Source organism: Vibrio sp. SCSIO 43137, from assembly GCF_028201475.1.
Classification (GTDB): Bacteria; Pseudomonadota; Gammaproteobacteria; order Enterobacterales; family Vibrionaceae; genus Vibrio.
On sequence record NZ_CP116383.1, the window covers coordinates 2,308,640 to 2,329,296 of the forward strand.

The 20,657-nt window shown below is 46.2% G+C and carries 22 protein-coding genes and 1 pseudogene; 11 read left to right on the forward strand and 12 right to left on the reverse strand.

Features of this window, described 5'->3' with window-relative positions; genetic code table 11:
- Window positions 1-18 precede the first annotated feature (18 nt).
- The gene (locus tag PK654_RS10760) at window positions 19-327 is read left to right on the forward strand and encodes a helix-turn-helix transcriptional regulator (protein WP_271695794.1); all 309 of its coding nucleotides are present in this window, start codon (window positions 19-21) and stop codon (window positions 325-327) included.
- A 79-nt stretch (window positions 328-406) separates the two neighbouring features.
- Here PK654_RS10760 and PK654_RS10765 read toward each other — a convergent pair whose 3' ends face one another.
- The 3 genes from PK654_RS10765 to PK654_RS10775 all read right to left on the reverse strand — a co-directional run bounded on the left by PK654_RS10765 (window position 407) and on the right by PK654_RS10775 (window position 2,496).
- Complete coding sequence (locus PK654_RS10765; RefSeq protein ID WP_271695795.1) at window positions 407-1,156, reverse strand: substrate-binding periplasmic protein; 750 nt, start codon at window positions 1,154-1,156, stop codon at window positions 407-409.
- A 116-nt stretch (window positions 1,157-1,272) separates the two neighbouring features.
- On the reverse strand, window positions 1,273-1,497 hold the full coding sequence (locus tag PK654_RS10770; protein ID WP_271695796.1) for a hypothetical protein: 225 nt from the start codon (window positions 1,495-1,497) through the stop codon (window positions 1,273-1,275).
- 108 nt (window positions 1,498-1,605) lie between these two features.
- On the reverse strand, window positions 1,606-2,496 hold the full coding sequence (locus PK654_RS10775; protein WP_271695797.1) for an EamA family transporter: 891 nt from the start codon (window positions 2,494-2,496) through the stop codon (window positions 1,606-1,608).
- Window positions 2,497-2,591: 95 nt separating this feature from the next.
- Between PK654_RS10775 and PK654_RS10780 the strand changes: the two genes are divergently transcribed.
- Window positions 2,592-3,974, forward strand: a complete 1,383-nt coding sequence (locus PK654_RS10780) for an aminotransferase-like domain-containing protein (protein WP_271695798.1) — start codon at window positions 2,592-2,594, stop codon at window positions 3,972-3,974.
- Here PK654_RS10780 and PK654_RS10785 read toward each other — a convergent pair.
- Complete coding sequence (locus tag PK654_RS10785) at window positions 3,971-5,032, reverse strand: bifunctional transcriptional activator/DNA repair enzyme AdaA (protein ID WP_271695799.1); 1,062 nt, start codon at window positions 5,030-5,032, stop codon at window positions 3,971-3,973. The genes PK654_RS10780 and PK654_RS10785 overlap by 4 nt on opposite strands.
- Window positions 5,033-5,224: 192 nt before the next feature.
- Here PK654_RS10785 and PK654_RS10790 point away from each other — a divergent pair, with 192 nt between their 5' ends.
- On the forward strand, window positions 5,225-5,935 hold the full coding sequence (locus tag PK654_RS10790) for an HAD family hydrolase (RefSeq protein WP_271695800.1): 711 nt from the start codon (window positions 5,225-5,227) through the stop codon (window positions 5,933-5,935).
- Window positions 5,936-6,002: 67 nt separating this feature from the next.
- On the opposite strand, the gene fecE is transcribed toward PK654_RS10790, so the two are convergent.
- From fecE to PK654_RS10825, 7 genes are all read right to left on the reverse strand, one after another.
- A complete protein-coding gene (gene fecE / locus PK654_RS10795) occupies window positions 6,003-6,767 on the reverse strand; it encodes a Fe(3+) dicitrate ABC transporter ATP-binding protein FecE (RefSeq protein WP_271695801.1) in 765 nt (254 codons plus the stop codon).
- The gene (locus tag PK654_RS10800) at window positions 6,767-7,738 is read right to left on the reverse strand and encodes a FecCD family ABC transporter permease (protein ID WP_271695802.1); all 972 of its coding nucleotides are present in this window, start codon (window positions 7,736-7,738) and stop codon (window positions 6,767-6,769) included. Before PK654_RS10800 ends, fecE begins: the two co-directional genes overlap by 1 nt.
- A complete protein-coding gene (locus PK654_RS10805) occupies window positions 7,735-8,751 on the reverse strand; it encodes a FecCD family ABC transporter permease (RefSeq protein WP_443088709.1) in 1,017 nt (338 codons plus the stop codon). The genes PK654_RS10800 and PK654_RS10805 overlap by 4 nt, the downstream gene beginning before the upstream one ends.
- Window positions 8,752-8,753: 2 nt before the next feature.
- The gene (locus PK654_RS10810; RefSeq protein WP_271695803.1) at window positions 8,754-9,647 is read right to left on the reverse strand and encodes a Fe(3+) dicitrate ABC transporter substrate-binding protein; all 894 of its coding nucleotides are present in this window, start codon (window positions 9,645-9,647) and stop codon (window positions 8,754-8,756) included.
- 240 nt (window positions 9,648-9,887) lie between these two features.
- Window positions 9,888-11,186, reverse strand: a complete 1,299-nt coding sequence (locus tag PK654_RS10815) for a rhodanese-like domain-containing protein (protein ID WP_271695804.1) — start codon at window positions 11,184-11,186, stop codon at window positions 9,888-9,890.
- Between the two features lie 118 nt (window positions 11,187-11,304).
- The gene (locus PK654_RS10820) at window positions 11,305-12,105 is read right to left on the reverse strand and encodes a substrate-binding periplasmic protein (protein WP_271695805.1); all 801 of its coding nucleotides are present in this window, start codon (window positions 12,103-12,105) and stop codon (window positions 11,305-11,307) included.
- 140 nt (window positions 12,106-12,245) lie between these two features.
- On the reverse strand, window positions 12,246-13,850 hold the full coding sequence (locus tag PK654_RS10825; RefSeq protein ID WP_271695806.1) for a BCCT family transporter: 1,605 nt from the start codon (window positions 13,848-13,850) through the stop codon (window positions 12,246-12,248).
- Between the two features lie 292 nt (window positions 13,851-14,142).
- Here PK654_RS10825 and PK654_RS10830 point away from each other — a divergent pair, with 292 nt between their 5' ends.
- The 8 genes and pseudogenes from PK654_RS10830 (at window position 14,143) to PK654_RS10865 (ending at window position 19,850) form a co-directional block, all read left to right on the forward strand.
- Window positions 14,143-14,610 (forward strand): OsmC family protein, encoded by a 468-nt coding sequence (locus PK654_RS10830; protein WP_271695807.1) that lies wholly within the window; start codon window positions 14,143-14,145, stop codon window positions 14,608-14,610.
- 31 nt (window positions 14,611-14,641) lie between these two features.
- Window positions 14,642-14,860 (forward strand): annotated as a pseudogene (locus tag PK654_RS10835) (LysR substrate-binding domain-containing protein); the annotation flags it as partial.
- A 130-nt stretch (window positions 14,861-14,990) separates the two neighbouring features.
- On the forward strand, window positions 14,991-15,755 hold the full coding sequence (locus PK654_RS10840; RefSeq protein ID WP_271695808.1) for a DUF3450 domain-containing protein: 765 nt from the start codon (window positions 14,991-14,993) through the stop codon (window positions 15,753-15,755).
- 1 nt (window position 15,756) lies between these two features.
- On the forward strand, window positions 15,757-17,121 hold the full coding sequence (locus tag PK654_RS10845; RefSeq protein WP_271695809.1) for a MotA/TolQ/ExbB proton channel family protein: 1,365 nt from the start codon (window positions 15,757-15,759) through the stop codon (window positions 17,119-17,121).
- Complete coding sequence (locus PK654_RS10850; RefSeq protein ID WP_271695810.1) at window positions 17,121-17,678, forward strand: MotA/TolQ/ExbB proton channel family protein; 558 nt, start codon at window positions 17,121-17,123, stop codon at window positions 17,676-17,678. The genes PK654_RS10845 and PK654_RS10850 overlap by 1 nt, the downstream gene beginning before the upstream one ends.
- Window positions 17,675-18,082 (forward strand): ExbD/TolR family protein, encoded by a 408-nt coding sequence (locus PK654_RS10855; RefSeq protein ID WP_271695811.1) that lies wholly within the window; start codon window positions 17,675-17,677, stop codon window positions 18,080-18,082. The genes PK654_RS10850 and PK654_RS10855 overlap by 4 nt, the downstream gene beginning before the upstream one ends.
- A complete protein-coding gene (locus tag PK654_RS10860; RefSeq protein WP_271695812.1) occupies window positions 18,079-18,696 on the forward strand; it encodes an energy transducer TonB in 618 nt (205 codons plus the stop codon). Before PK654_RS10855 ends, PK654_RS10860 begins: the two co-directional genes overlap by 4 nt.
- Window positions 18,693-19,850 (forward strand): tetratricopeptide repeat protein, encoded by a 1,158-nt coding sequence (locus PK654_RS10865; RefSeq protein WP_271695813.1) that lies wholly within the window; start codon window positions 18,693-18,695, stop codon window positions 19,848-19,850. Before PK654_RS10860 ends, PK654_RS10865 begins: the two co-directional genes overlap by 4 nt.
- Here the strand turns inward: PK654_RS10865 and PK654_RS10870 are convergent.
- The gene (locus tag PK654_RS10870) at window positions 19,847-20,602 is read right to left on the reverse strand and encodes a siderophore ferric iron reductase (RefSeq protein ID WP_271695814.1); all 756 of its coding nucleotides are present in this window, start codon (window positions 20,600-20,602) and stop codon (window positions 19,847-19,849) included. The two genes, PK654_RS10865 and PK654_RS10870, sit on opposite strands and share 4 nt — an antisense overlap.
- Window positions 20,603-20,657 lie beyond the last annotated feature (55 nt).

Here is a 20,657-nt window from a genome sequence, read left to right on the forward strand (position 1 = left end):
GAGCGTATGCTCCGTTATATGTCAAAGAACTTTTCAAACCCTATTTCAGTTGGGCATATTGCTGACGATTCAGGGGTTTCAGTAAGCTATGCAGTGATGTTGTTTCGAAGGTTCCTGGGTCGTACCGCTAAGGAACACTTGACTGATTTAAGGTTACAACATGCCAAGATGCTATTGAGCGAGTCCGATGCAAAGGTCGTGACTGTTGCAATTGAAAGTGGTTTTACGTCACTTTCCAGCTTTTACGATACCTTCCAAAAGAACGTGAATACCTCTCCGGCAGAGTACCGAAAAATCACAAATCAAAAGAAAATTTCTTCTCGTTAAATCGCAAATATTCATAGTTCTATACTCAAAACGAGATGGGATTATTCCGGATTACCGGGCAAGATTAGCTTACAAACACCTACTTTAATCCGGCATCAGCAACTATTCTGTCGAACTCACCTTTGGACTTAAGTAGTTGTATACCTCTGTTGAAATCCTGAGTCAAGGTTTTGTACTCAGGATTTGCTTTAGAAAAGGCAACATACATATCGTATACCTTATATGGCGTATCAAGTCTTCTGGCTTCTATCTTCTTACCTTCAGTCGCCAGCAGGCTTAACTTATAACGTAAAACAGCGTCAGGAATTATCATGGCGTCAATGCGTCCTGCTGCCAGCTTAAGTATATTTTGAGTATGGTCGAGGACATCCTGAGTCGTTATCCCTTCACTGGTAAGGTGTTTAGAGACAACGGAACCACTAACTACCCCAATGGTGTACCCCCTGAAATCTGAAACCTTTCCGGAATAAGTTATGAGCTGATTCGGCAGGACAGCGACTACAACAGTCACTTTCCAGACAACATCAGGATACTCCAGATACTCAGCACTGCTTTTTTCCCAGTATGCCGTCATTACACCATCTACAGATCCTGTTTTCGCTTCCTGAAGAGCACGCCGCCAAGGCCGGTACTGATATTCCACCTTATAGCCGGCCTCGGCAAAGGCACGAGTTACAATCTGACTGAAAAAACCGTGTTCCGGAAGTTGTTCACCTGTGTAGGGAGGAAGGTTTATGCTGGAAAGCAGAACTTTTTTCTCGGCGAGGGCTTGGCCAGACATAAACAAAGAGCTGATCAGTAGCATCAGAATAAGGCAATATTTTTTCATGCAACTGCTCTCCAATGCTACTCAGTGTCGGTTTAGGTCATGGTTATAGTTTAACCGTGAGTGACTAAAAGGATATCACTATTGAGCAATTACTGGTTAAGAATTTATACCCGGCTTTAATTGCGTGCCTTAGCCTGTTTTTCATTACCACGTTTATAGTTGCCAGTTTTCTTCGCCATAAGTCGCTGTTGCTGTTCTTCAGTCATGCTGGTTATCTGAGTAACAAAACTACTGGCGGCTTTGCCGGTTAATGTTGTGATATAACGGCCATCGCGGCTAATATGCACTTTGTCCGCGCTTTCCTGAAAGGTGAATCCAAGGGATTCTTGTCGGTACGTCACTGTACTCTCCTTAAAAAGGTCATTTATTACCTTACTTGATAGTAGCACTCTCCTGTTTATTGCCAAAAGTATCGCCCCTGATGAGGCGATCACTTAATGCTAAAGCAGCTAATTAACTAAAGGCTTTGGTTCTATCCTGCTTGATTTTACAGCCGGTTTTACAATGAAACCAATCCCGGTTAGAAACAGCACGAAAGCAACAACTTGTGCCGTACTCAGCAGTTCATCATACATAAAGTATCCGGAGATCAGGGCAAATACCGGAACTAAAAGAGTCAGCGGGGCGGTGATACTCAGCGGGTAACGAATTAACATCCGGTTCCAGACCCAATAGCCAAACAGTGTGGTCGGGTAGGCTTGAAACACAACCGCGATAGTGGTGTTCATATCCCATACTTCCAGTGCATGCCAGACGATTTCCGGACCATAAAGGGTTATGGCAAACAGCTCCAGCGGGACAGGAGCAAACAACATTCCCCACACATTAAAGGCAAAGGCCTGAGTGGTTTTTGATGCTTTTACTATCATCCCCATTACTGTCCAGCAGGCAGCAGCGATCATAATAAACATTAAACCCAACGGGGTGATATTGCCGTTGGTTGCTGATACCAGTACCAATAGCGCCGCAAGCGCGGCCACAGCACCAATAAGTTTGCGCTTTGACGCCGCTTCTTTATGAATAAATACGCCGACCGCCATACTAATTAGCGCATTGGATGAAAGCAGAACTGAAGACATACCCGATGATAAACCAGCTGTGATGGACCAGGACGCCATGCCCCATATACCGACACCAAACACCAATCCGTAACCAAGTAAATAGCGCCATGCAACAGCTGGTTTACGGATAAAAAATATCGCCGGTATTACCGCCAGTGTAAAACGCGCCGCGGTGGCCAGAAGAGGGTGCACTTGCGTAATCCCCATCTTGATCATCGAGAAATTAAAACCCCAAATGACCATAACAAATATAGCCAAAACCAGATCGTTTCTTTTCATAACTGTACTCCTTGAAATTTTTATTGAGTATTGCTTGAGTACAGATACCAGTACAGATACAATTTTTTGATCAAAAACCAGTACAGTGACAACTTATGAGCATCTACCAAACGATGGCGAGTCAGTTTATCCGTGAAATTGAGAGCGGAAAACTGACAGAAGGAAGCCGCATGCCTTCATTACGTCAGCTCTCCAAACAAAGAGCTGTCAGTATGTCTACTGCCGTTAGTTGTTATCAGGAGCTAGAATCTCAGGGCTGGATTCATGCCCGTCCTCAGGCGGGATATTATGTATCCCCGCGACAGAGCAGACACAATACTCCGGAATGGGCTCAGTTTGTCAGTAAAGTATCGCAAGTAAAGCAGAGCTTCTCTGTACACTCTCCCCTGAATGGCCCCCTTGGGGTTTCAGGTACCGATATTGACGAAGCTGCTCTGAACGAGCTTGAACGAAGTTTCCGCAGAGCCAGTAAAAGGCTTGGCAGCAGGCTGAATCAATATCCGGATACTCAGGGAGAACCATCACTGCGCAATGCCTTAAGTGTTCACTTTACAAAACTCGGCCTGTCGTTAAATCCCGATGAAATGGTGATTACTTCCGGATGTATGCCCGCCATTAAAGCCGCTCTGGAAGCCTGTACTCAGGTCGGTGATGCCATTGCTATCAGCTCTCCCTGTTTTAGCGGCATCTTAGATCTGCTGGGGAAAATGGGGCGGAATATTGTAGAAATCCCTTCACTGGATGACGGGATAGATTTAAATCAACTGGAAATGCACCTCAGTCAGGGCAGTGTTCAAGGCGCGGTTTTCTGCACCTCTCATATGAACCCGCAGGGGATCACTATGTCTGCCCGGCAGAAACAGAAACTGGCCGAGCTTGCTAACCGCTATCAAACACCCGTGATAGAAGATGATGTTTATCTGGAACTCTCTTACGCGGAGCATACGCCATTGCCAACAAAATATTATGATAAAGGCGGATATGTTCTCTGGTGTGGTTCCGTATCAAAAAGCCTCTCTCCAAGTTACCGGCTGGGCTGGTGTCTGCCGGGACGATATACGCAGCTATATACTCAGCAGCACACCGCTTCCTGCTTTGGTGTGTCACTGCCCATTCAGTTAGCTGTGGCCGATTTTATTGAATCTGGACATTACACAAAACAACTAAAACAGCGCCGCAGTAAGCTGCTAAGGCAAAGGCAATCCTATCTTAGTTTCCTTAGTGAACGCCTGCCGGACAAAGTAAAAATCAGTAACCCACAGGGTGGTATGGTGCTGTGGCTACAGGTTCCTGATCTCAAATTAACCAGATTCTCTGAGCTTGTGGAAAAGCATAAGATTGATATTCGTTTAGGGCAATTGTTCAGTACCCTTTCACTCTACGATGACTGCCTGAGAATCAATATCGGATTTGAGCTTACCAAACCGGTGCAGGACGAACTGGATCTTTTGGTCAACGCGATAGCAGAGTCCATTTAGCGGGGCTTATTTCGTTCCATATCCAACAGGGTACGCTTACGTTCCAGCCCCCATCGGTAGCCGCCTAACGCCCCGTCACTTCTTAACACGCGGTGGCAGGGAATAAGAACACCGACCGGGTTTTTGCCACAGGCGGTTCCGACGGCGCGAACCGCTTTCGGCTTGTCAATCAGCTCAGCGACTTCACCATAACTCATAATATCCCCCTCTTTGATGCTGAGCAGGCACTGCCACACCTTAATCTGAAAGGCCGTTCCCCGTATATCAAGGGGCACATCAGGTCTTGGTGCCCCGCGGCTGATATGCTCATCTAAAGCGATCATCCAGCTATCCAGTTCCGGTGCATCCTGAGCAGCCGAAGCGATCAGTTCAGCATTTGGAAACTCATGGCGAAGGTGTGTAAGCAGTACCTGTTTGTCATCATCAAACTGTACGGAGCACACGCCCTTTTCCGTTGCCGCCATTATCATATGGCCGAGAGCTGTTTCGCGGATAGCGTAATAAATGACTTCTCCCTTGCCACCAGCCCGATAGGCTTTCGGCGACATACCGATATTGCGGCTCGCTTCTCCATACACCCGGCTTATAGAACCAAAACCAGAAGCGTAGATTGCCTCTGTAACACCATCCCCCTCTTTCAGGCTATTCTTAAACTTGCCCATACGCACAGCATCCTGATACTGCTTTGGAGAGACCCCAAATATCTCTTTAAAAGCCCGTTGCAGGCGAGAGGGTGAAAGCTGAGCAATAGCACTTAACTGATCCAGCGTCAGTTTCTCTTCTGCCTTCTGCTCAATATAACGGGCAACATTTATCAGCTTGCCAGTACGTTTATCTTTTCCGGTGGGGTGGCACCTTTGACAGGGGCGAAACCCTGCCTGCATAGCCGATTCAATATCTGAAAAGAACCTCAGATTTTCGCGATTTGCCGCTTTTGCGGGACAGGAAGGCTGGCAGAAAATACCCGTTGTAACAACGCCATAATAAAAGCGTCCGTTATAACGGGCGTCTCTGCTCTCTACCGCTTTCTGCATTTCATATTCAGCTAACTCAGGCATAATTCAGGCTCTCTGTCTGATCAATGGTTGCTTAATATCACCACAACGGCGAGACAGATAACATCCGTTTCTTGCAGGAGAATCTTTCCATATAGAAAAACGAAATTGCCACTATTAAGGTGATAACGAATTACCCTTTCACTTTTATAAAGAGTATTATCAAACCCATTATGTCAACAAAAAGGCGATCACATGAAGTTAGATGCTATTCTCTGGGACTATGATGGTACATTAGTAAATTCTGTTCCTAAAAACATAGACATTACCAAAACCATACTTTCCATCGTCGCCCCGCATCTGACCGGTGATAACCTGCCTAAATATCTACTTAGTGAAGACTTATATCATGAAGCAAACCATGGTGCGAAAAACTGGCAGGAACTGTATGTTGACTACTACGGGCTAACTCATGATGAAATGCTGATTGCCGGCGGGATGTGGGCGGAACATCAGGAAAAAAACCAAACCGAAGTTTCTCTGTTTAGTGGTATCACTGACGTTGTATATCAGTTTTCTCATATTAGTCACGGGGTTTGTTCTCAGAACTCTCAGGCGAATATTCGCAATGTGCTCAGCCGCAATGGCATCGAAGGGCCGTTCAAAGCGATTGTAGGTTACGATGATGTTTCCAGTGGTCAGCAAAAGCCTCACCCTTACAGCGGGATAAAATGCCTTCAGTCAATATTTGGCCATACTGATAATGAGCGGGTGATCTATATAGGCGATCATGAAGCAGATACAAAGTTTGCCCGTAATTTACAGCAAGAGCTTGGAAGTAGTGCAGAGGTTATTTCAATAGCAGCCGCCTACAGTCGTTCAGAACCCGATAGCTGGAACACAAAACCCGATTATGTGGCTCATAATGTAGATGATCTCCTATCCATAATAGGTAAGTATGCTTAGGCTACTTAAATTGTCAGAGTTGATATTGAGAACATAAGTCAGCCCTCAGCTTATACCCGTTTGACCTTTACAAACTGATACACATTGGGCGGTTTGATACAGGATCAGGTTTAACTACCGCATCCAGATCAAATACATTTTTCAGAAGTGACTCTGTAAAAACCTCTTCAGGAGAACCCTTTGCCGCTATTTCTCCAGATTTAAGCACAACTAAATGGTCGCAGTACCGGCACGCCTGATTTAAATCATGTAAAACAACGATAACCGTTTTGCCTTTGTCGTTAAGCTTCTGAATCAGCTTCATTAGCTCAACCTGATGGGATAAATCCAGATATGTGGTCGGCTCATCTAACATCACAACCGGAGTATCCTGCGCCAATACCATCGCAATCCAGACTCGCTGACGTTGACCACCCGACAAAACATCTACTTTTTTATCAACCAGTGACTGAATCTGCGTCTCTTTGATAGCCTGCTCAACTTTCTGATGATCTTGCTGAGAAAGAGCCCCCCAATAGGACAAATAGGGAGAACGCCCATACTCGACAAGTCGACGGACAGTGATATCTTCCGGCGTGGTAAGAACTTGCGGCAGTAGCGATATATATTTTGCCAGTTCTTTATCCGGGTAGCATTTGATCGGTTTATCTATAACAGACAGTTCACCTGAAAAGTGTTTGTTTATTCTGCAAAGGGTTTTTAAAAGCGTCGACTTTCCGCTGCCATTAGGACCGATAAGTGCCGTGATTTTTCCCTCAGGTATCTCAAGATCTAACTCACGGATAATAGTCTCTTTACCAAATGAAACCGATAGATTCTTAGTTTTAATCATTATTTCCAACCTTGGTAACGCTGCAGTAAAAAGATAAAGTACGGCGCGCCAATCAGTGATGTCAGCACTCCCGCAGGAAGCTCAAGTGGCGGGTCAATACCGCGGGCTAATGTATCAGCAACGACAACAAGCAGAGCACCAATAACACCCGACATAGGCAATAAAAGCTTATGGTTATGTCCGAAAAGTAAGCGGGCTAAATGTGGGGAAAGCAATCCGACAAAACTAATGGTTCCGCACACGGCGACACTGATGCTTGCCAGAAGTGTCGATAAAACCAGTGCCAGCAAACGGGTACGCTGAGGCTGGGCTCCGACTGATATCGCGGTTTCTTCGCCTAAACCCATAAGATCCAATCGCCAGGCCAGATACATTGCCCATGGAACAATGCAAATCAGACTGATCCAGATAAGCGGAACCTGAGACCAGTTTCTTCCCCACAGGCTTCCTGTCAGCCATACCATGGCTGTATTAATCTCAATCGGATTGACAATAAGTAAGAAATCTATACCACTGGAAATAAACGCACTAATGGCTATTCCGATAAGTGCAAGACGTGCCGGCGTAGGGTTACACTTATATGCCAGCAGAGAAATAATAAGGGCTGCACCTATACCTCCGGATACAGCAACACTTGCTAATAAAGGCAATGACGCGTCCGGCACATAGATAAGTAATAGAGTGGCCGCAAACCCTGTACCGGCGCTTATTCCCATTAAATCAGGAGAAGCTAACGGGTTACGCAGAACACCCTGGATCAATGCGCCGGAAATTCCCAAACCGGCACCAACACCAATTGCCAGAATAAAACGCGGCAAACGATATTGATTAACAATAAAATCTAACTCACCACCATTCAACAGTGTTTGTATCACAGCCATCGCATTTAATGGTGCACCACCAATAAACAGACTGCCTGCGGCACAAAACAGCAAAGAGGCCAATAACACTGATACTTTGACCTGATTCATGACATTTTGCTCTTAATGGCAAGAAAGATAAAAAAGGGTGAGCCGATCAAGGCCGTAATGATCCCTACCGGCGTTTCCGCGGGAAAAGCGACCATTCTGGAAACAACATCAGACCACAACAGCAGGCTAGCCCCTAACAACGCTGAAACGGGAATTAGAATAAAATGATTGTTACCCACTATTTTGCGGGCAATATGCGGAACTAACAGCCCGACAAATGCGATAGGGCCGGCAATCGCCACACTTGAAGTAGTGAGTAACAATATCGCCACGCAGGAAAACAATCGGGTTCTTGTGGTGTTAACCCCCAGACCAGTAGCAATATCATCCCCCAAAGCAAGCAAGTTCAGACTGCGGGATAAAAACATCGTCATAATGATAGCTACTAGGCTAACAGGCCAGAACGCCAACCAATCCTGCCAGGTGATATTTGAAACTGAACCGGCCAGCCAGGTCAGAACGCTGTAGGCCATGTCATCAGCCAGAATCAGGGCACTTCGGGTGACACCGACTAATAATGCGTTAACAGCAATGCCAGCAAGAATAAGTTTTACCGGGTGTGAGCGGGCAGAGAAATACCCTCCTAAAGACAGCACCAGCAAACCACTAAATGCTCCTCCCAAAAAGGCACTTACCGATACAGAGACTTGTGGAAGAAACGCTATGTTCAATGACGATAATGCAATAAAGCAAGATGCCCCTGCATTTACACCCAATATGCTGGGCGCGGCTAACGGGTTTGCCGTAAGCCCCTGCATAAGAGTGCCTGATATCGCAAGGTTAATCCCGATAAGCATTGAGGTGAGAACTCGAGGAGCCCTTAGCGTCGCCAGGATCTGATGTTCCATATTAGAACTATCGAAATCCGACAGGTAACTCCAGAGGTGTGCCAGTGAAAGGTCAAACGACGAGTAGCTCACCATGGAGAAAACAACTCCGGCGGCAAATACCAGACCGCCGGATAAGCCCCACATCAGCATTTGCCAGCGAGAGGCCGGTAACGTCTGAGACATAGTTAGTTTAGTATTGTATCTAGGTTTTGAGCTATCTCTTCAGCCGCATTCATGCCACGATTTAACGACCAGACTTGCGGTGAAACGGTTATGATTTGCTGGTTCTTTTTAGACTTTAACAAATTGAATAGCGGGTTTTTCTGCCAGGTATCTGCAATGGTTTTTTCACCATATGGCCCAATAAGTAACCAATCGGGATTGACCTTTAGCAGCTGCTCCAGACTTACCTCTATATAAGCCTTCTCTGTATCTTCAGGTAGCGGCCCCTTAATGCCAAGACTATGCAGGACACTGCCGGCATAAGATTCCGGGCCATGCATCCACATCCCTTTGGCATTAACAACGGCAAACTGCATTGTTTGCTGGCTCGAAAACTTGGCTTTGTAATCTGCCATTATTGACTTGTGTTTGCTGATACGTTGTTTCATCTCTGATTCTTTATTAACAACAATACCAATCTTTAATGCCGCCTCTAAATTCTCCTGATAGTTTTCACCACGACTTTTCAGAATCAAAGTAGGGGCAATTTTTGATAAATCATCATAGGCCGGAGAATGGCGCTGAATATCAGCAATAATAAGGTCAGGCTTTAGTTGAGCAATAATTTCCAGACTAGGCTGAGGGCGCATGCCTACCGATGTCCAGGGTTCAATTTGATCTCGAATGGTTTTCAGAATTCGGTTTACATTTTTATCATCTGCCACGCCAACTGGTGACACACCTGCAGCGGCAAGGGCATCCACAAACGAATACTCAAGAGCAACAATCCGGGTAGGGGTCCCGGTAATAGTAAATGTTCCTTTTTCATCTTCAACGGAGCGTTGCTCTTGGGCCGAGACAGCAAAGCTTATCGATGCAGAGATAGCCAACAGCGACAGTAATTTTGTAAGTTTCATAAGCGACTCTTTCAGGTTCTGACCGGTAATTAGAAAATCATTAATAAGGCGCAACTATAGATCAAATGATAATCATTATCAATCTCAAGTAAATAAATATGTCACTGAAACTTAAACAATTAAAGGAAAGGAAAATCGTATTAAGAACCCCACAGATTGATAAATTAATCAGCTAGTAACGTCACCCTGAACCTCATCTGGGTGACGTTACCAGCCTACAAATAAAGTATCATTAGACGGTTAACGAAGTTTATCCGGGGTAACCTCACCAGACGCGACAGGGTTGCTGCTGTCCATGCTCCATTCAAACCAGCCACCGTCAAATACGCTGATGTTTTTCCACCCCATCAGATAAGCGTAAAAGAAGGCTTCCGACGCCCGCCACCCTGTCCCACAGTGGAAAGCAACCTTCTGGTTCTTATGGATGTTCCACTCCTGCCAATTTTGAGTAATCAGTTCCTGACTCAGCATAGTGCCATCCGGGTTATGAAAATCTTCCATATGGTAAGAGTCACTACCTGCACGCCCCCAGCGTGCACCGGCAATTCTCCCCTTTGGTTTTATATAGCTGTAACCACTGGTTTCACCAATAAACTCAGGCCAGGTTCTGATACTGACTAGCGAATGGCTTACGGGGTTAGCGAGATAGGATTCTGCCTGAGGGATATCAATAACAAATTCAGGCATAGACGGAACCTTTTTGCCAAACTCAACGGCGTCTGCATGTTGCAAGAAAGCCTCTGTCGGGTAAGGCTTTTTCTCCCACCCTTGCCAGCCACCATCCAGCAGACGCACATCCTCTACTCCTGCATACATAAACAGATTTGCTGCACGAGCCGCTGCCATTGTGCTATCACTATATAAAATCACTGTTGTGTCGTAGCGAACGCCTAATGACTCCAGTACCTGCTTCAGCTCTTTTGCCAAAACCCGGTTCCAGTGGTTTTGCTCCGTTTCTATGCGGTTAGTATTGAGGTATAACGCCCCCGGAATATGAGAAACCAAATAGCGGGTTGGCTCACCCCAGGCCACTTCGATAACCTTGTAATCTTTCGCTGGTTTGTGCATTGGCTGTTTATTATCGATCAACGCCTTAAGCCACTTTGCCGACACCAATTGCTGATATCGTTCCAGTGCAGTAAGTTCTCCATGATATTGGGACAAAGGCTGGCTGATTACATCAATCTTCTTGTAGCCTAATTGCTTAAACTTTGCTTTTAGTCGATCTGCATTCTTGCCGTACAAATAAGATGGCTTGTCTGATTCAATACCTCTTTCAGACAGCAAGGTAATGATTTCAGAATCAGAAAGGCTATCCAGCCACCCGGCAGGAAAATTTATTGCAGCAGGATAATGGCCTCCTCTCTTCATACCTTCATCCGGCCAGCCGTTAAACAGATCACTGGTTCTGGTATCGATCACTTGATAAGAAGAGGGATTCAGTCTGTCAATTTCGTCAAAAGTCATTGCCAGGCTGACCGATGAAAAGAAGGCAGCCAGAGAGAAAAGAGTTATGCGTTGCAGGAAGTTCTTTAACATATCTATAGATCCCGTCACCTGAATAATTCCACATCATTAGAAATAACACTAAATTATTGACGAAAAAAGGTAAATTTTTAAAATTGCTGGCTATGCATCATATTCAACAGTAATAACTCTAGTCAGAATATCTTGCGTAAATAAGATCGATAGTACCGTCAATACGCATATGCTCCATCGCGGCATCTATCTTGTCAATGATATCTAAAGGAACAGATTTCTTATTAAACAATAGGTAGGTAGGCCAGGTCAAAACCGTTAAATTTTGCTGAGGTTGCTCGCTATTTTTTACAATATCAATCAGGCTTTCAAGCCCATTCTTTTTTATAAAATCCATGGTTGGAAGGTAATCACCAACAAAGGTATCTATTCTGCCTCCCAAAAGCATATCAATGCTCATCTTAGTTGATTTAGTCAGCTCTACACGCAAAAAACGTCCTTCATCAATCGCCTGCCTGAATACTCCGGAACCGTAGAGATAACCTAGCCGAATTCCTATCGATAACTCTCCTGTTTCTGTGATTTCAGGGTCAAGCATAAAATTGGACGACTTCCTTTTAAAAAGGTAATAGGTTTGGTCAATCAGTATATTTTTGCCGTAATTTCCCCACTGCTTACGCTCATTATTTACCCCGGCATTAAACAAAACATCAGCCTCACCTTCTTTCGTTTTATGTACCGCCCTACTCCATGGTAAAAACTCAAAGTTTACATCCACACCGTCAACCCGCCTGGCTGCCTCTTTGATTATATCGACGGCAATACCCTTTGCTTCTCCGTCATCTGGATATTCATAAGGTGCGTAATCCAGTGTCACAGCCCTTAATGTTATCTCAGAACCAGAAACAATAGATGAGTAAACAATAGCGGTGGTATATAGGATGAAAGCAAAAAGCTTCAGATAACTTTCAATCTTCAATATGGATTCAGCTTAAATGGGAATAATTATTACTAAGATTAGTCTGATATTGCTAACTGAGCAAAATCATCGGAAACAAAAAATGCCAGAGGGCTAACCTCTGGCATTCTCGATTAAAATATCAGCAAAAAAATATCTATTTACTTATAAGATTCCGTTATTGCTTCTGGTTGCTCTACTTCGGTCAGCAAGCCTTTCAGCAGGCTGACACAGCCAAGCAGCAGAATAACCGTGAATGGTAGTGCAGCAATTATGGTTATGGACTGAAGCGCCTGAATAGACTGAGTGCCGCCAATCCATAGCATCACCATAGCAATTACGCCGGAGATAACTGCCCAGATAACCTTCTGTTTTATCGGCACTTCCAGTTTACCACCGGCCGTCATGCTATCGATAACAATGGAACCTGAATCCAGCGTTGTTACAAAGAAAACGATAATCAGTGCAACTGCAATAACAGACAGAATATTGCCGATAGGATAGGCGTCCAGCATATAGAACAGACTTAGGGATACATTAGTAATACCCTGCTCCAACCCCAGCAAACCGACTTTATCCATAATTTGTTGAATGGCAACGCCGCCAAATACCGACATCCACGCCGTGGTTACCAGAGTAGGGATAATCATTACACAGACAAGAAACTCACGTACGGTACGCCCCTTAGAAATACGCGCCACAAACATACCAAAGAATGGTGCATAAGCTACCCACCACGCCCAGTAGAATACCGTCCAGCCATGTAGCCATGTGGTGTCATCACGTCCGCTTGTCTGGCTTAACGGCAGAATATTCTTCACATAACCAGTAACGGCTGTCGCAACCGAATCCAGCACAGTAGTAAAGTTAAGAACGGCGATAAAACCAAGGAAAACAAAAGCAATGATCATATTCAGGTTACTGAGCAGCTTAACGCCACCATCCATACCCCGGATAACTGAGACAATTGCCAGCCCCATAATCAGCACAATAATAAATTGCTGTAGATATAAGCTATTTTCTAAGCCGAAAACATGGCTGATACCACTTGCCGCCTGAGTACCACCTAGGCCCAGCGAGGTGGCCAAACCAAACAGGGTTACCAGAACCGTCATTACGTCGATAACGTCACCAATACGACCCCAGACTCTGTCACCCAATAACGGATAAAACACAGAACGCATAGAGAGTGGCAGACCTTTGTTATAAACGAAATAGGCCAGACAAAGTGCGGTCATGCCATAAATAGCCCAGGCGTGTAAGCCCCAGTGAAATACCGTTGCACCTAATGCAACTTCACGTCCTTCTGCGGTGTAGGCTTCCGCGTTCAGCGGGGTTCCGTACCAATCGGTGAAGAAAGCGGTCGGTTCAGCTACGCCCCAGAAAATAAGCCCGATACCCATGCCTGCGGCAAATAACATTGCAATCCATGACATGGTTGAGTATTCGGTTTTTGCTTTGCTGCCGCCCAAGCGTATTTTCCCCAGCGGAGAGAAAGCAACAGCAATAGAAAAGAGTAATAATATGTTTGCTCCCCACATAAAGAGGAAGTCGAAATTAGAGAGAACGGCAGCTTTAATTGAATCGATGGCTGCTTTGGCATCTGCCGGAGAAAGTGCTAGTAAAGTGACGATAAAGAGAATGGATAAACCTGCGGAAGCAGTAAAAACTGTGTTGTGGACATCCATGCCCCATTTATTAACGTTGTCCTGACCAACCTGATAATCTGTAGAATCAATACTGTATTTTTTTGATTTAAAACTCATTAAATTTTGATTTTGATGTATTCGCTATTTCGAATAAAAAAGACCAACTCCATAGTCGCTTATAGTTCGATTAACCGGCTCATACCATTAAAATTAACGGCAAGAAATGCACTGTTTTAAAGATGATTTCTGGCTCACGGCTAATCCCGAAGCGCGGAGTCTATCACAAAAACGCGCCTCCTGCTTTGCCACTCCACACTGACAGCTTCAGGCAATCCTGCTAAGTCTGTGTTATATAACTTTCTATTTCGCTATGCTAAAGCCCGATAAAACAACTAATCAGGGAAGAATCATGTCACAACATGTCGCAACGGTGCGCTGGACGCGCAGTAAAGGTGAAGTGTTCACCGACAGTAAATATAACCGGGTTCATCAATGGGAGTTTGACGGAGGAGTAACGGTTCCCGCTTCACCGTCACCCCATGTGGTCCCACTACCTTACTCATCGGAAGAAAATGTAGATCCGGAAGAGGCATTTATCGCCGCCCTTTCCAGTTGCCATATGTTGGTGTTCCTGGCTATCGCCGCCAAACGCAATTATGTGGTGGAGAGTTATACGGATAAGGCAACTGGCATACTGGCCAAAGATGAATCGGGCAAAACCGCAGTCACAAAAGTAACCCTGAAGCCGCATATTGTATTTTCCGGTGAACGAATACCAGAGACTAAACAACTGGAGAAGATGCACCATCTCTCCCATGAAAACTGCTTTATTGCTAACTCGGTGAAAACTGAAGTGGTTACCGAAATAGTAACTTGATTTAAGCAGTTATCTGTAAAACTGTTATCTACTAAGTGCTGTAATGGCCGGGCACGGTGTTTGCGCAGGAACGGACAGTCTCGCCGGAGACTTTATTGAAAGAGGATTACTGGTCAAGCCATTCGATATTGAGATAACGCCCGGTGTGGAATATTCTGCAACTTACCACCGTGACTCTATCCGTAAAGCTCGCATCTCTGTGTTTGTTAACTGGCTGAAAAAAGAGGCGAAAGCTCATCAGCCAGTTTAACCTTTGGCGCTCGCCGATTATGAACTTACGGAAAGAAAAGCCATTGCAAATCTGTTTTCGACATGTAATATTTGCCAACTGCAAATGAGATAAGTTTTCATTTACATAAGTAACGGATAGTACAAATCTGATGAATTTATTTAAACATTTCCTCTGTATCACCACGCTAATCGCATTGTCTGGCAATGTTTCAGCGTCAGATGTAGACAGTGCATTAGCAGTGAAAAGTACAACCAACGCTGCTTCGGCCTCCAGCCAGAAACGCATTGATAAAAGTGCTGAAAAATCACTACAAATTCAGGCCGAGCTGGAACAGCTTCAGCAAGAGGTGGATAACCTGCGTGTCTATCAAGACCATCTGAATGGACTGGTTAACAGCCAGCAGCAGGAAGTGACCAGCCTTGAGACACAAATAGAAGAGATCAAGTCTACCCGTCAGGGCATTGTTCCCCTTATGTACCAGATGATAGCCAGTCTGAAGAGCAATCTGGCCGGTGATATCCCGCTAAAAACAGAGCAGCGTACGGCACGTATAGCTAAGCTGGAAGCCATGATGAAGCGGGCTGATGTCAGTGACGCAGAAAAGTACCGCCGTATTCTGGAGGCTTACCAGATCGAGCTCGATTACGGAACCAAGCTTGGCTTGTATCAGGGGCAGATCAGCGCACAAGGAAAAACCCTTGAAGCCGACATCCTGCATCTTGGACGTATTTCTCTTGTTGCCCGCAGCCTGAACGGTCTTCATTACTGGTCATGGGATGCCAATAACCGACAATGGAATACGCTGGATACCTCTCTGAAAGGTAACCTTGATAAAGCCTACAGTATCGCAGCCAAACAAGCAGCACCGGCGCTGGTTACCCTTCCCCTCTCTCTTATCCCGGAGGGCAAGTAATATGAAAGCTTCCGTTTTATCCTCTCTACTACTTAGCCTGACTCTGACAGGTCTGTCAGTTCCGGCAACGGCAGACAGCGCTCTGTCTGATAAAGCACTGGCAGAAAAACAGACCCAGCAACAACATAACAAAGTACGTGAAGCCCGCTTTAGGATGACAGAGTCAGAGCTTAAAGCCCTGAAAGCGCAGCTAATTAAACAGCGAAATTCACTGCAAAAACAGAACGATAAGCTGGCGGCCACTTTCAGCAGTAATGAAGATAAACTTGCCCGGCTGGAAGAGAAGCTTCGGCTGGAAACCGGCAGCCTTGGGGAAGTATTCGGTGTAGTACGCCAGAACGCCAAAGAGCTTCAGTCGGAACTGAAAACCTCCGTTACCAGTGCCGGAGCTCAATCTTTCAATATGCAGATTGACGACATTGTTGCCGCCACTAAACTGCCTTCCATGCCCCAACTTGAAAGCATGTGGAAAGCGCTGGAGCAGCAAATTCAGGCTTCCGGTCAGATAGGCAAAACCCAGCTTCGTTATATCAACGGTGAAGGCGAGAGTGAACAAACAGATGCCTTGCGCCTAGGCGCTTTTGCACTGGTATCTGACAAAGGCTACCTAAACTGGAATGGCATTAAACAAGAGGCCAGAGCCTTTACCAGACAACCGGAACAAGGCGCAACCTCGCAAAGTCTCGTGCCACTTCTGGCTGGTGAAACACAAGCAATCATTATTGATCCTTCGCGAGGAATTATGATGGAGCAACTGGCACTTGCACCCAGTCTGATGGATCGTTTTCAGGCTGGCGGAGTGGTCGGTAAGATTATTGTGGGACTTCTGGCTATCGGTATGCTTATCGCACTGGTTCGGGGCATTAGTTTATCCGTAACCCGACAGAAAATCCGTAGCCAGCTGAAAAAGCCACAGCAACCGGGTAACAACCCTCTTGGCAGAATCCTCTCTGTTTATGAACCAGATAAAAACCGTACGGTAGAAGCGCTGGAACTGCGCCTGCTGGAATCTGTGGTTGACGAACAAGCCAGCCTTGAGCGCGGTCTCTCTATGCTGAAATTGCTGGCAGCACTTGCTCCGATGCTCGGCCTGCTGGGAACCGTAACCGGAATGATAGAGACGTTTCAGGTTATCACCCAGTTTGGTAACAGCGACCCTAAAGTAATGGCAGGTGGTATTTCAATGGCGCTGGTCACTACGGTTCTTGGGTTAATAGCCGCAATGCCACTGCTTCTGGCGCACAATATCCTCAGTTCTCAGGCGGAGGCTATCCGCAACATTCTTGAGAAACAGGGAATCGCCATTGTTGCTGAACAGGCAGAAAAAGTTCTGCCTTCAGATCAATCTGCAGCAAGTGTCGCCTGATGAGTAGTCTGTTTGACTATCTGCCAACTGCCCTTTCAGCCAGCGACTGGATACTGGCGCTTCAGAGTTTTATGCAGCAGGGTGGCCAGATCCTCTGGTGGCTCTCTGGCGTAGTGGCTCTCTGCTGGCTGCTGATTACGGAAAGAGTCATCTTCCTCTGGATTCAGTTTCCCGCACAGCAAAGAGAGTGGCAGCAAGTGTGGCAGGCACGCTCCGATCAGGCTTCATGGTACGCCTTGTCCATACGTGACGGCTGGCTGGCCAGTGCCCATGAAAACCTGTTTAAACATCTGAACTTTATTAAAGTACTTGTCGCTATTTGCCCTATGCTTGGCCTGCTTGGCACGGTAACCGGTATGATTTCCGTGTTCGATATTATGGCCAGTCAGGGCAGCAGTAACCCTAAGCTGATGGCATCGGGGATCTCGCTAGCAACCCTTCCCACCATGGCTGGCATGGTGGCAGCATTAACCGGTATGTTTTTCCATGCCCGGCTGGTTAAAGCCTGCCAACGTAGAGAAATGAAACTTGAAAAGTCGTTAAGGAGCCACCAATGAGACTTGGCCGACGCCAGCATAAAGCAGAAGAGGCACAGGTGGATCTCACCCCTATGCTGGATATTGTCTTTATCATGCTGATATTTTTTATTGTCACCAGCTCTTTTGTGCGCGAATCAGGTGTAGAGGTCAACAGGCCTCAGGCGTCTAACGTGGTCAGCCAGAAAGAGGCCGGTATTTTCATTGCCATTACCTCAGCTAACGATATATACATAGACAAACGCGTAGTCGATGCCGAACGTGTTCAAGCCACCCTTGAGCACCTACTGTTGGATAAACCCGGCGCGTCATTGGTGATTCAGGCTGACGAACACGCTTATAACGGCACGGTTGTTAAAGTGATGGATGCCGCCAAAAGCGCCGGCGTCGTTAACATCGCTCTGGCAGCGGAGAAACGTCTGTGATCCGTCTGCTTGTGGCAACACCTGTGGCGCTTTTCTGCGCTCTGGCACTGTTTAGTTTTATGGCTTATATGGTCGATACCCGTCAGCGTCCTGAGCCGGAACAAACTCAGGCACTCAGCGTTAATATGGTGATGACGGAAAATGAACAGCAGCTTCAGCGCCGCAAACGTTCTGTACCAGAACAACCAGAAACGCCACAAGTACCGCAGCAGACTCCTGTCTCCAGAGTTAATAGTCAGCAGACACAACTTTCACCAATGTCACAACCGGCTTTGGGCTTAAACAGTTCTATCGATGGGATCGCCATCAGTGCACCGGCGTTTGGCGATTTTGGCGTCAATCAGCAGATTGTTCCCCTCTACCGGGTTAAACCTAACTATCCGGCACGGGCAAAAAAGCGGGGCATTCAGGGTTACGTTGTGATGAGGTTCACCATAGACCCGACCGGAAAACCGGTCGATATCGAGGTGATAGAATCAGAACCTAAGCGTATCTTTGACCGCGATGCCGTACGTGCATTGGCTAAATGGAAATACCAGCCAAAAACCGAACAGGGGCGTTCCGTTGCCCAGTATGGTGAGATGATTAAACTGGAGTTCGAGCTGGAAAAATGATCAGACTTTGCTTAGCACTTAGCCTGCTGATTGCAGCACTACCGTCAACGGCAGAACAACTTAGCCGGCAAAATGCTATACGCGTTCAGAAGGCTCATCAATTGTCTCAGGAAGGTCAGTTGTCTCAGGCGATTGAAAACCTCAGACAGATAGAAACGGGCAAAAAATATGACAAAGCCTTTATTGCCCGTATGCTGGGCGTATTTTACTGGCAAAATGAACAGATTGATCCCGCCATTTCCCAGCTTAAAATTGCCGTTGAAAGCGGTCAGCTCAAAGACGATACTGCCTGGGTAACCGAACGTATGCTGGCAGATCTCTATCTGACACAGCAGTCATTCGAAAATGCGCTAACGCATTATTATGCTCTGCAGAAGAGAGCAGCTCCTGTATCCGAAAAAAAACATGATCTTTGGTTTCGTATCGCTCAGGCACATTATCAGCTTGAGCAATGGCGCGAGGTTATTCCGGCTACGCAACACTATCTTGCTCTCAAACCGGATAACCTGATTAACCCCCTCTCCCTTAAGCTTGGCGCCCAACTGCAGTTAAAACAGTGGAAGGGAGCAATTCCGACATTAAAGCAACTTATCGACCTCAACCCGGAAAAGCTCAGTTGGTGGAGACAGCTAGCAGGCCTGTATATGCAAGTCGAGAACCACCGTGCCGCATTAGATACGCTGGCACTGGCAAAGCTGAACGGGTTACCCCTGAGTCAGCAGGACAGACGTTTACTGGCGCAGCTTTATGCCAAAAGAGGCATTCCCGAACGTGCGGCCCTTGAGATTAGTGAGCTGAAAGCAGCAACTTCAGATATCACCCTACTGGCTGAACAGGCCGGCTACTGGCAGATGGCTAAAGAGTGGCAGAAATCTTTACAACATTGGCAACTAGCTGCGGAACTAGATGCTAAATATCACTGGCAGGCAGCACAAATTTTGCTTCAGCAGCGTAACTATCAGCAGGCACTGACAACACTAAACAAAGTGGAAGGAAGACAACAACAGGTTGCGCTGGCAAAGGTTCGTGCCCTGTTTAAGCTGGGTGAGCTGGAGAAGGCACTTATCCAAGCTAAGAACGCCAACGCAATGAAACCTTCGAAACAAGCAATGGACTGGATAACCTATCTGAGCCAGCTACGCAGCGCTTCTTAATCGCACGTGCTCTTACCCGCTTTTGGGCAATCATCACAATAGTTGCCCTTTTCACACTTATAAGCCAGACAGCAACTGATTCTTGTCAGTTTCAGTTGTCCGCTTTTTCCATCTTCAGCCAGACAATCGAGATGGTATAAAGGTAAATCACACTCCATCAACCAGAGTCTGGCTTGCCGGCGGATATATTCATTGGACAGGCTAGTATCATGTTGCTGCAACTTAACCAGACAACCCAACAGCAGATCGGCAAACAAATGACGGGTAAATCCGGGGCGGATTCTGCTCCATTCATTGATTTGCTGCCGGTAAAAATCCATCAAAGCCATTAGTGCCCGTGCGGCATGGGGGATTAACTCTTCCGGCTCGCCATGGCGGTGGGCACCATCGGGAAAACGATAGCCGGCAATATACGAACCGAAACGATATTGACCAATGCTTCCCATATCCGGCAGAGATTTAAGACCATAAATAGCAATAAAAGAGACGTAGACCGGCTGCCAGCAGACAAGGTCCCAGGTGCGGGTCAGCCAGTAAGCTTTTCCAGCATTAGGTTCTGCCTTAGCAACGCCTTTGTACACCTGTTCAAGCTGGTTCGCGCTATTCGGGTGACCGATAGCGATACAGTCTGAGTGTAGAGCGCCATAACTCCCTTTCAGGTAAGGAGTAATCTGTTTTGAATAGAGGAAAACCTGCCGGTGAAGAGCGGGCGCTCTCCTTTGTGTTACGAGTTTATGCAGCCATTGCATCATTATTTACTTACAATAGTTATTAAGAATGATTATTATTACCTACCGAACAGCATAC

Excerpts from the sequence above, each read along its gene's own strand:
- PK654_RS10760 (WP_271695794.1), top strand. The coding sequence starts at position 19 with ATGTCAAAGAACTTTTCAAACCCTATTTCAGTTGGGCATATTGCTGAC.
- PK654_RS10765 (WP_271695795.1), bottom strand. The coding sequence starts at position 1,156 with ATGAAAAAATATTGCCTTATTCTGATGCTACTGATCAGCTCTTTGTTT.
- PK654_RS10775 (WP_271695797.1), bottom strand. The coding sequence starts at position 2,496 with ATGAAAAGAAACGATCTGGTTTTGGCTATATTTGTTATGGTCATTTGG.
- PK654_RS10780 (WP_271695798.1), top strand. The coding sequence starts at position 2,592 with ATGAGCATCTACCAAACGATGGCGAGTCAGTTTATCCGTGAAATTGAG.
- PK654_RS10785 (WP_271695799.1), bottom strand. The coding sequence starts at position 5,032 with ATGCCTGAGTTAGCTGAATATGAAATGCAGAAAGCGGTAGAGAGCAGA.
- PK654_RS10790 (WP_271695800.1), top strand. The coding sequence starts at position 5,225 with ATGAAGTTAGATGCTATTCTCTGGGACTATGATGGTACATTAGTAAAT.
- fecE (WP_271695801.1), bottom strand. The coding sequence starts at position 6,767 with ATGATTAAAACTAAGAATCTATCGGTTTCATTTGGTAAAGAGACTATT.
- PK654_RS10800 (WP_271695802.1), bottom strand. The coding sequence starts at position 7,738 with ATGAATCAGGTCAAAGTATCAGTGTTATTGGCCTCTTTGCTGTTTTGT.
- PK654_RS10805 (WP_443088709.1), bottom strand. The coding sequence starts at position 8,751 with ATGTCTCAGACGTTACCGGCCTCTCGCTGGCAAATGCTGATGTGGGGC.
- PK654_RS10810 (WP_271695803.1), bottom strand. The coding sequence starts at position 9,647 with ATGAAACTTACAAAATTACTGTCGCTGTTGGCTATCTCTGCATCGATA.
- PK654_RS10815 (WP_271695804.1), bottom strand. The coding sequence starts at position 11,186 with ATGTTAAAGAACTTCCTGCAACGCATAACTCTTTTCTCTCTGGCTGCC.
- PK654_RS10825 (WP_271695806.1), bottom strand. The coding sequence starts at position 13,850 with ATGAGTTTTAAATCAAAAAAATACAGTATTGATTCTACAGATTATCAG.
- PK654_RS10830 (WP_271695807.1), top strand. The coding sequence starts at position 14,143 with ATGTCACAACATGTCGCAACGGTGCGCTGGACGCGCAGTAAAGGTGAA.
- PK654_RS10840 (WP_271695808.1), top strand. The coding sequence starts at position 14,991 with ATGAATTTATTTAAACATTTCCTCTGTATCACCACGCTAATCGCATTG.
- PK654_RS10845 (WP_271695809.1), top strand. The coding sequence starts at position 15,757 with ATGAAAGCTTCCGTTTTATCCTCTCTACTACTTAGCCTGACTCTGACA.
- PK654_RS10850 (WP_271695810.1), top strand. The coding sequence starts at position 17,121 with ATGAGTAGTCTGTTTGACTATCTGCCAACTGCCCTTTCAGCCAGCGAC.
- PK654_RS10855 (WP_271695811.1), top strand. The coding sequence starts at position 17,675 with ATGAGACTTGGCCGACGCCAGCATAAAGCAGAAGAGGCACAGGTGGAT.
- PK654_RS10865 (WP_271695813.1), top strand. The coding sequence starts at position 18,693 with ATGATCAGACTTTGCTTAGCACTTAGCCTGCTGATTGCAGCACTACCG.
- PK654_RS10870 (WP_271695814.1), bottom strand. The coding sequence starts at position 20,602 with ATGATGCAATGGCTGCATAAACTCGTAACACAAAGGAGAGCGCCCGCT.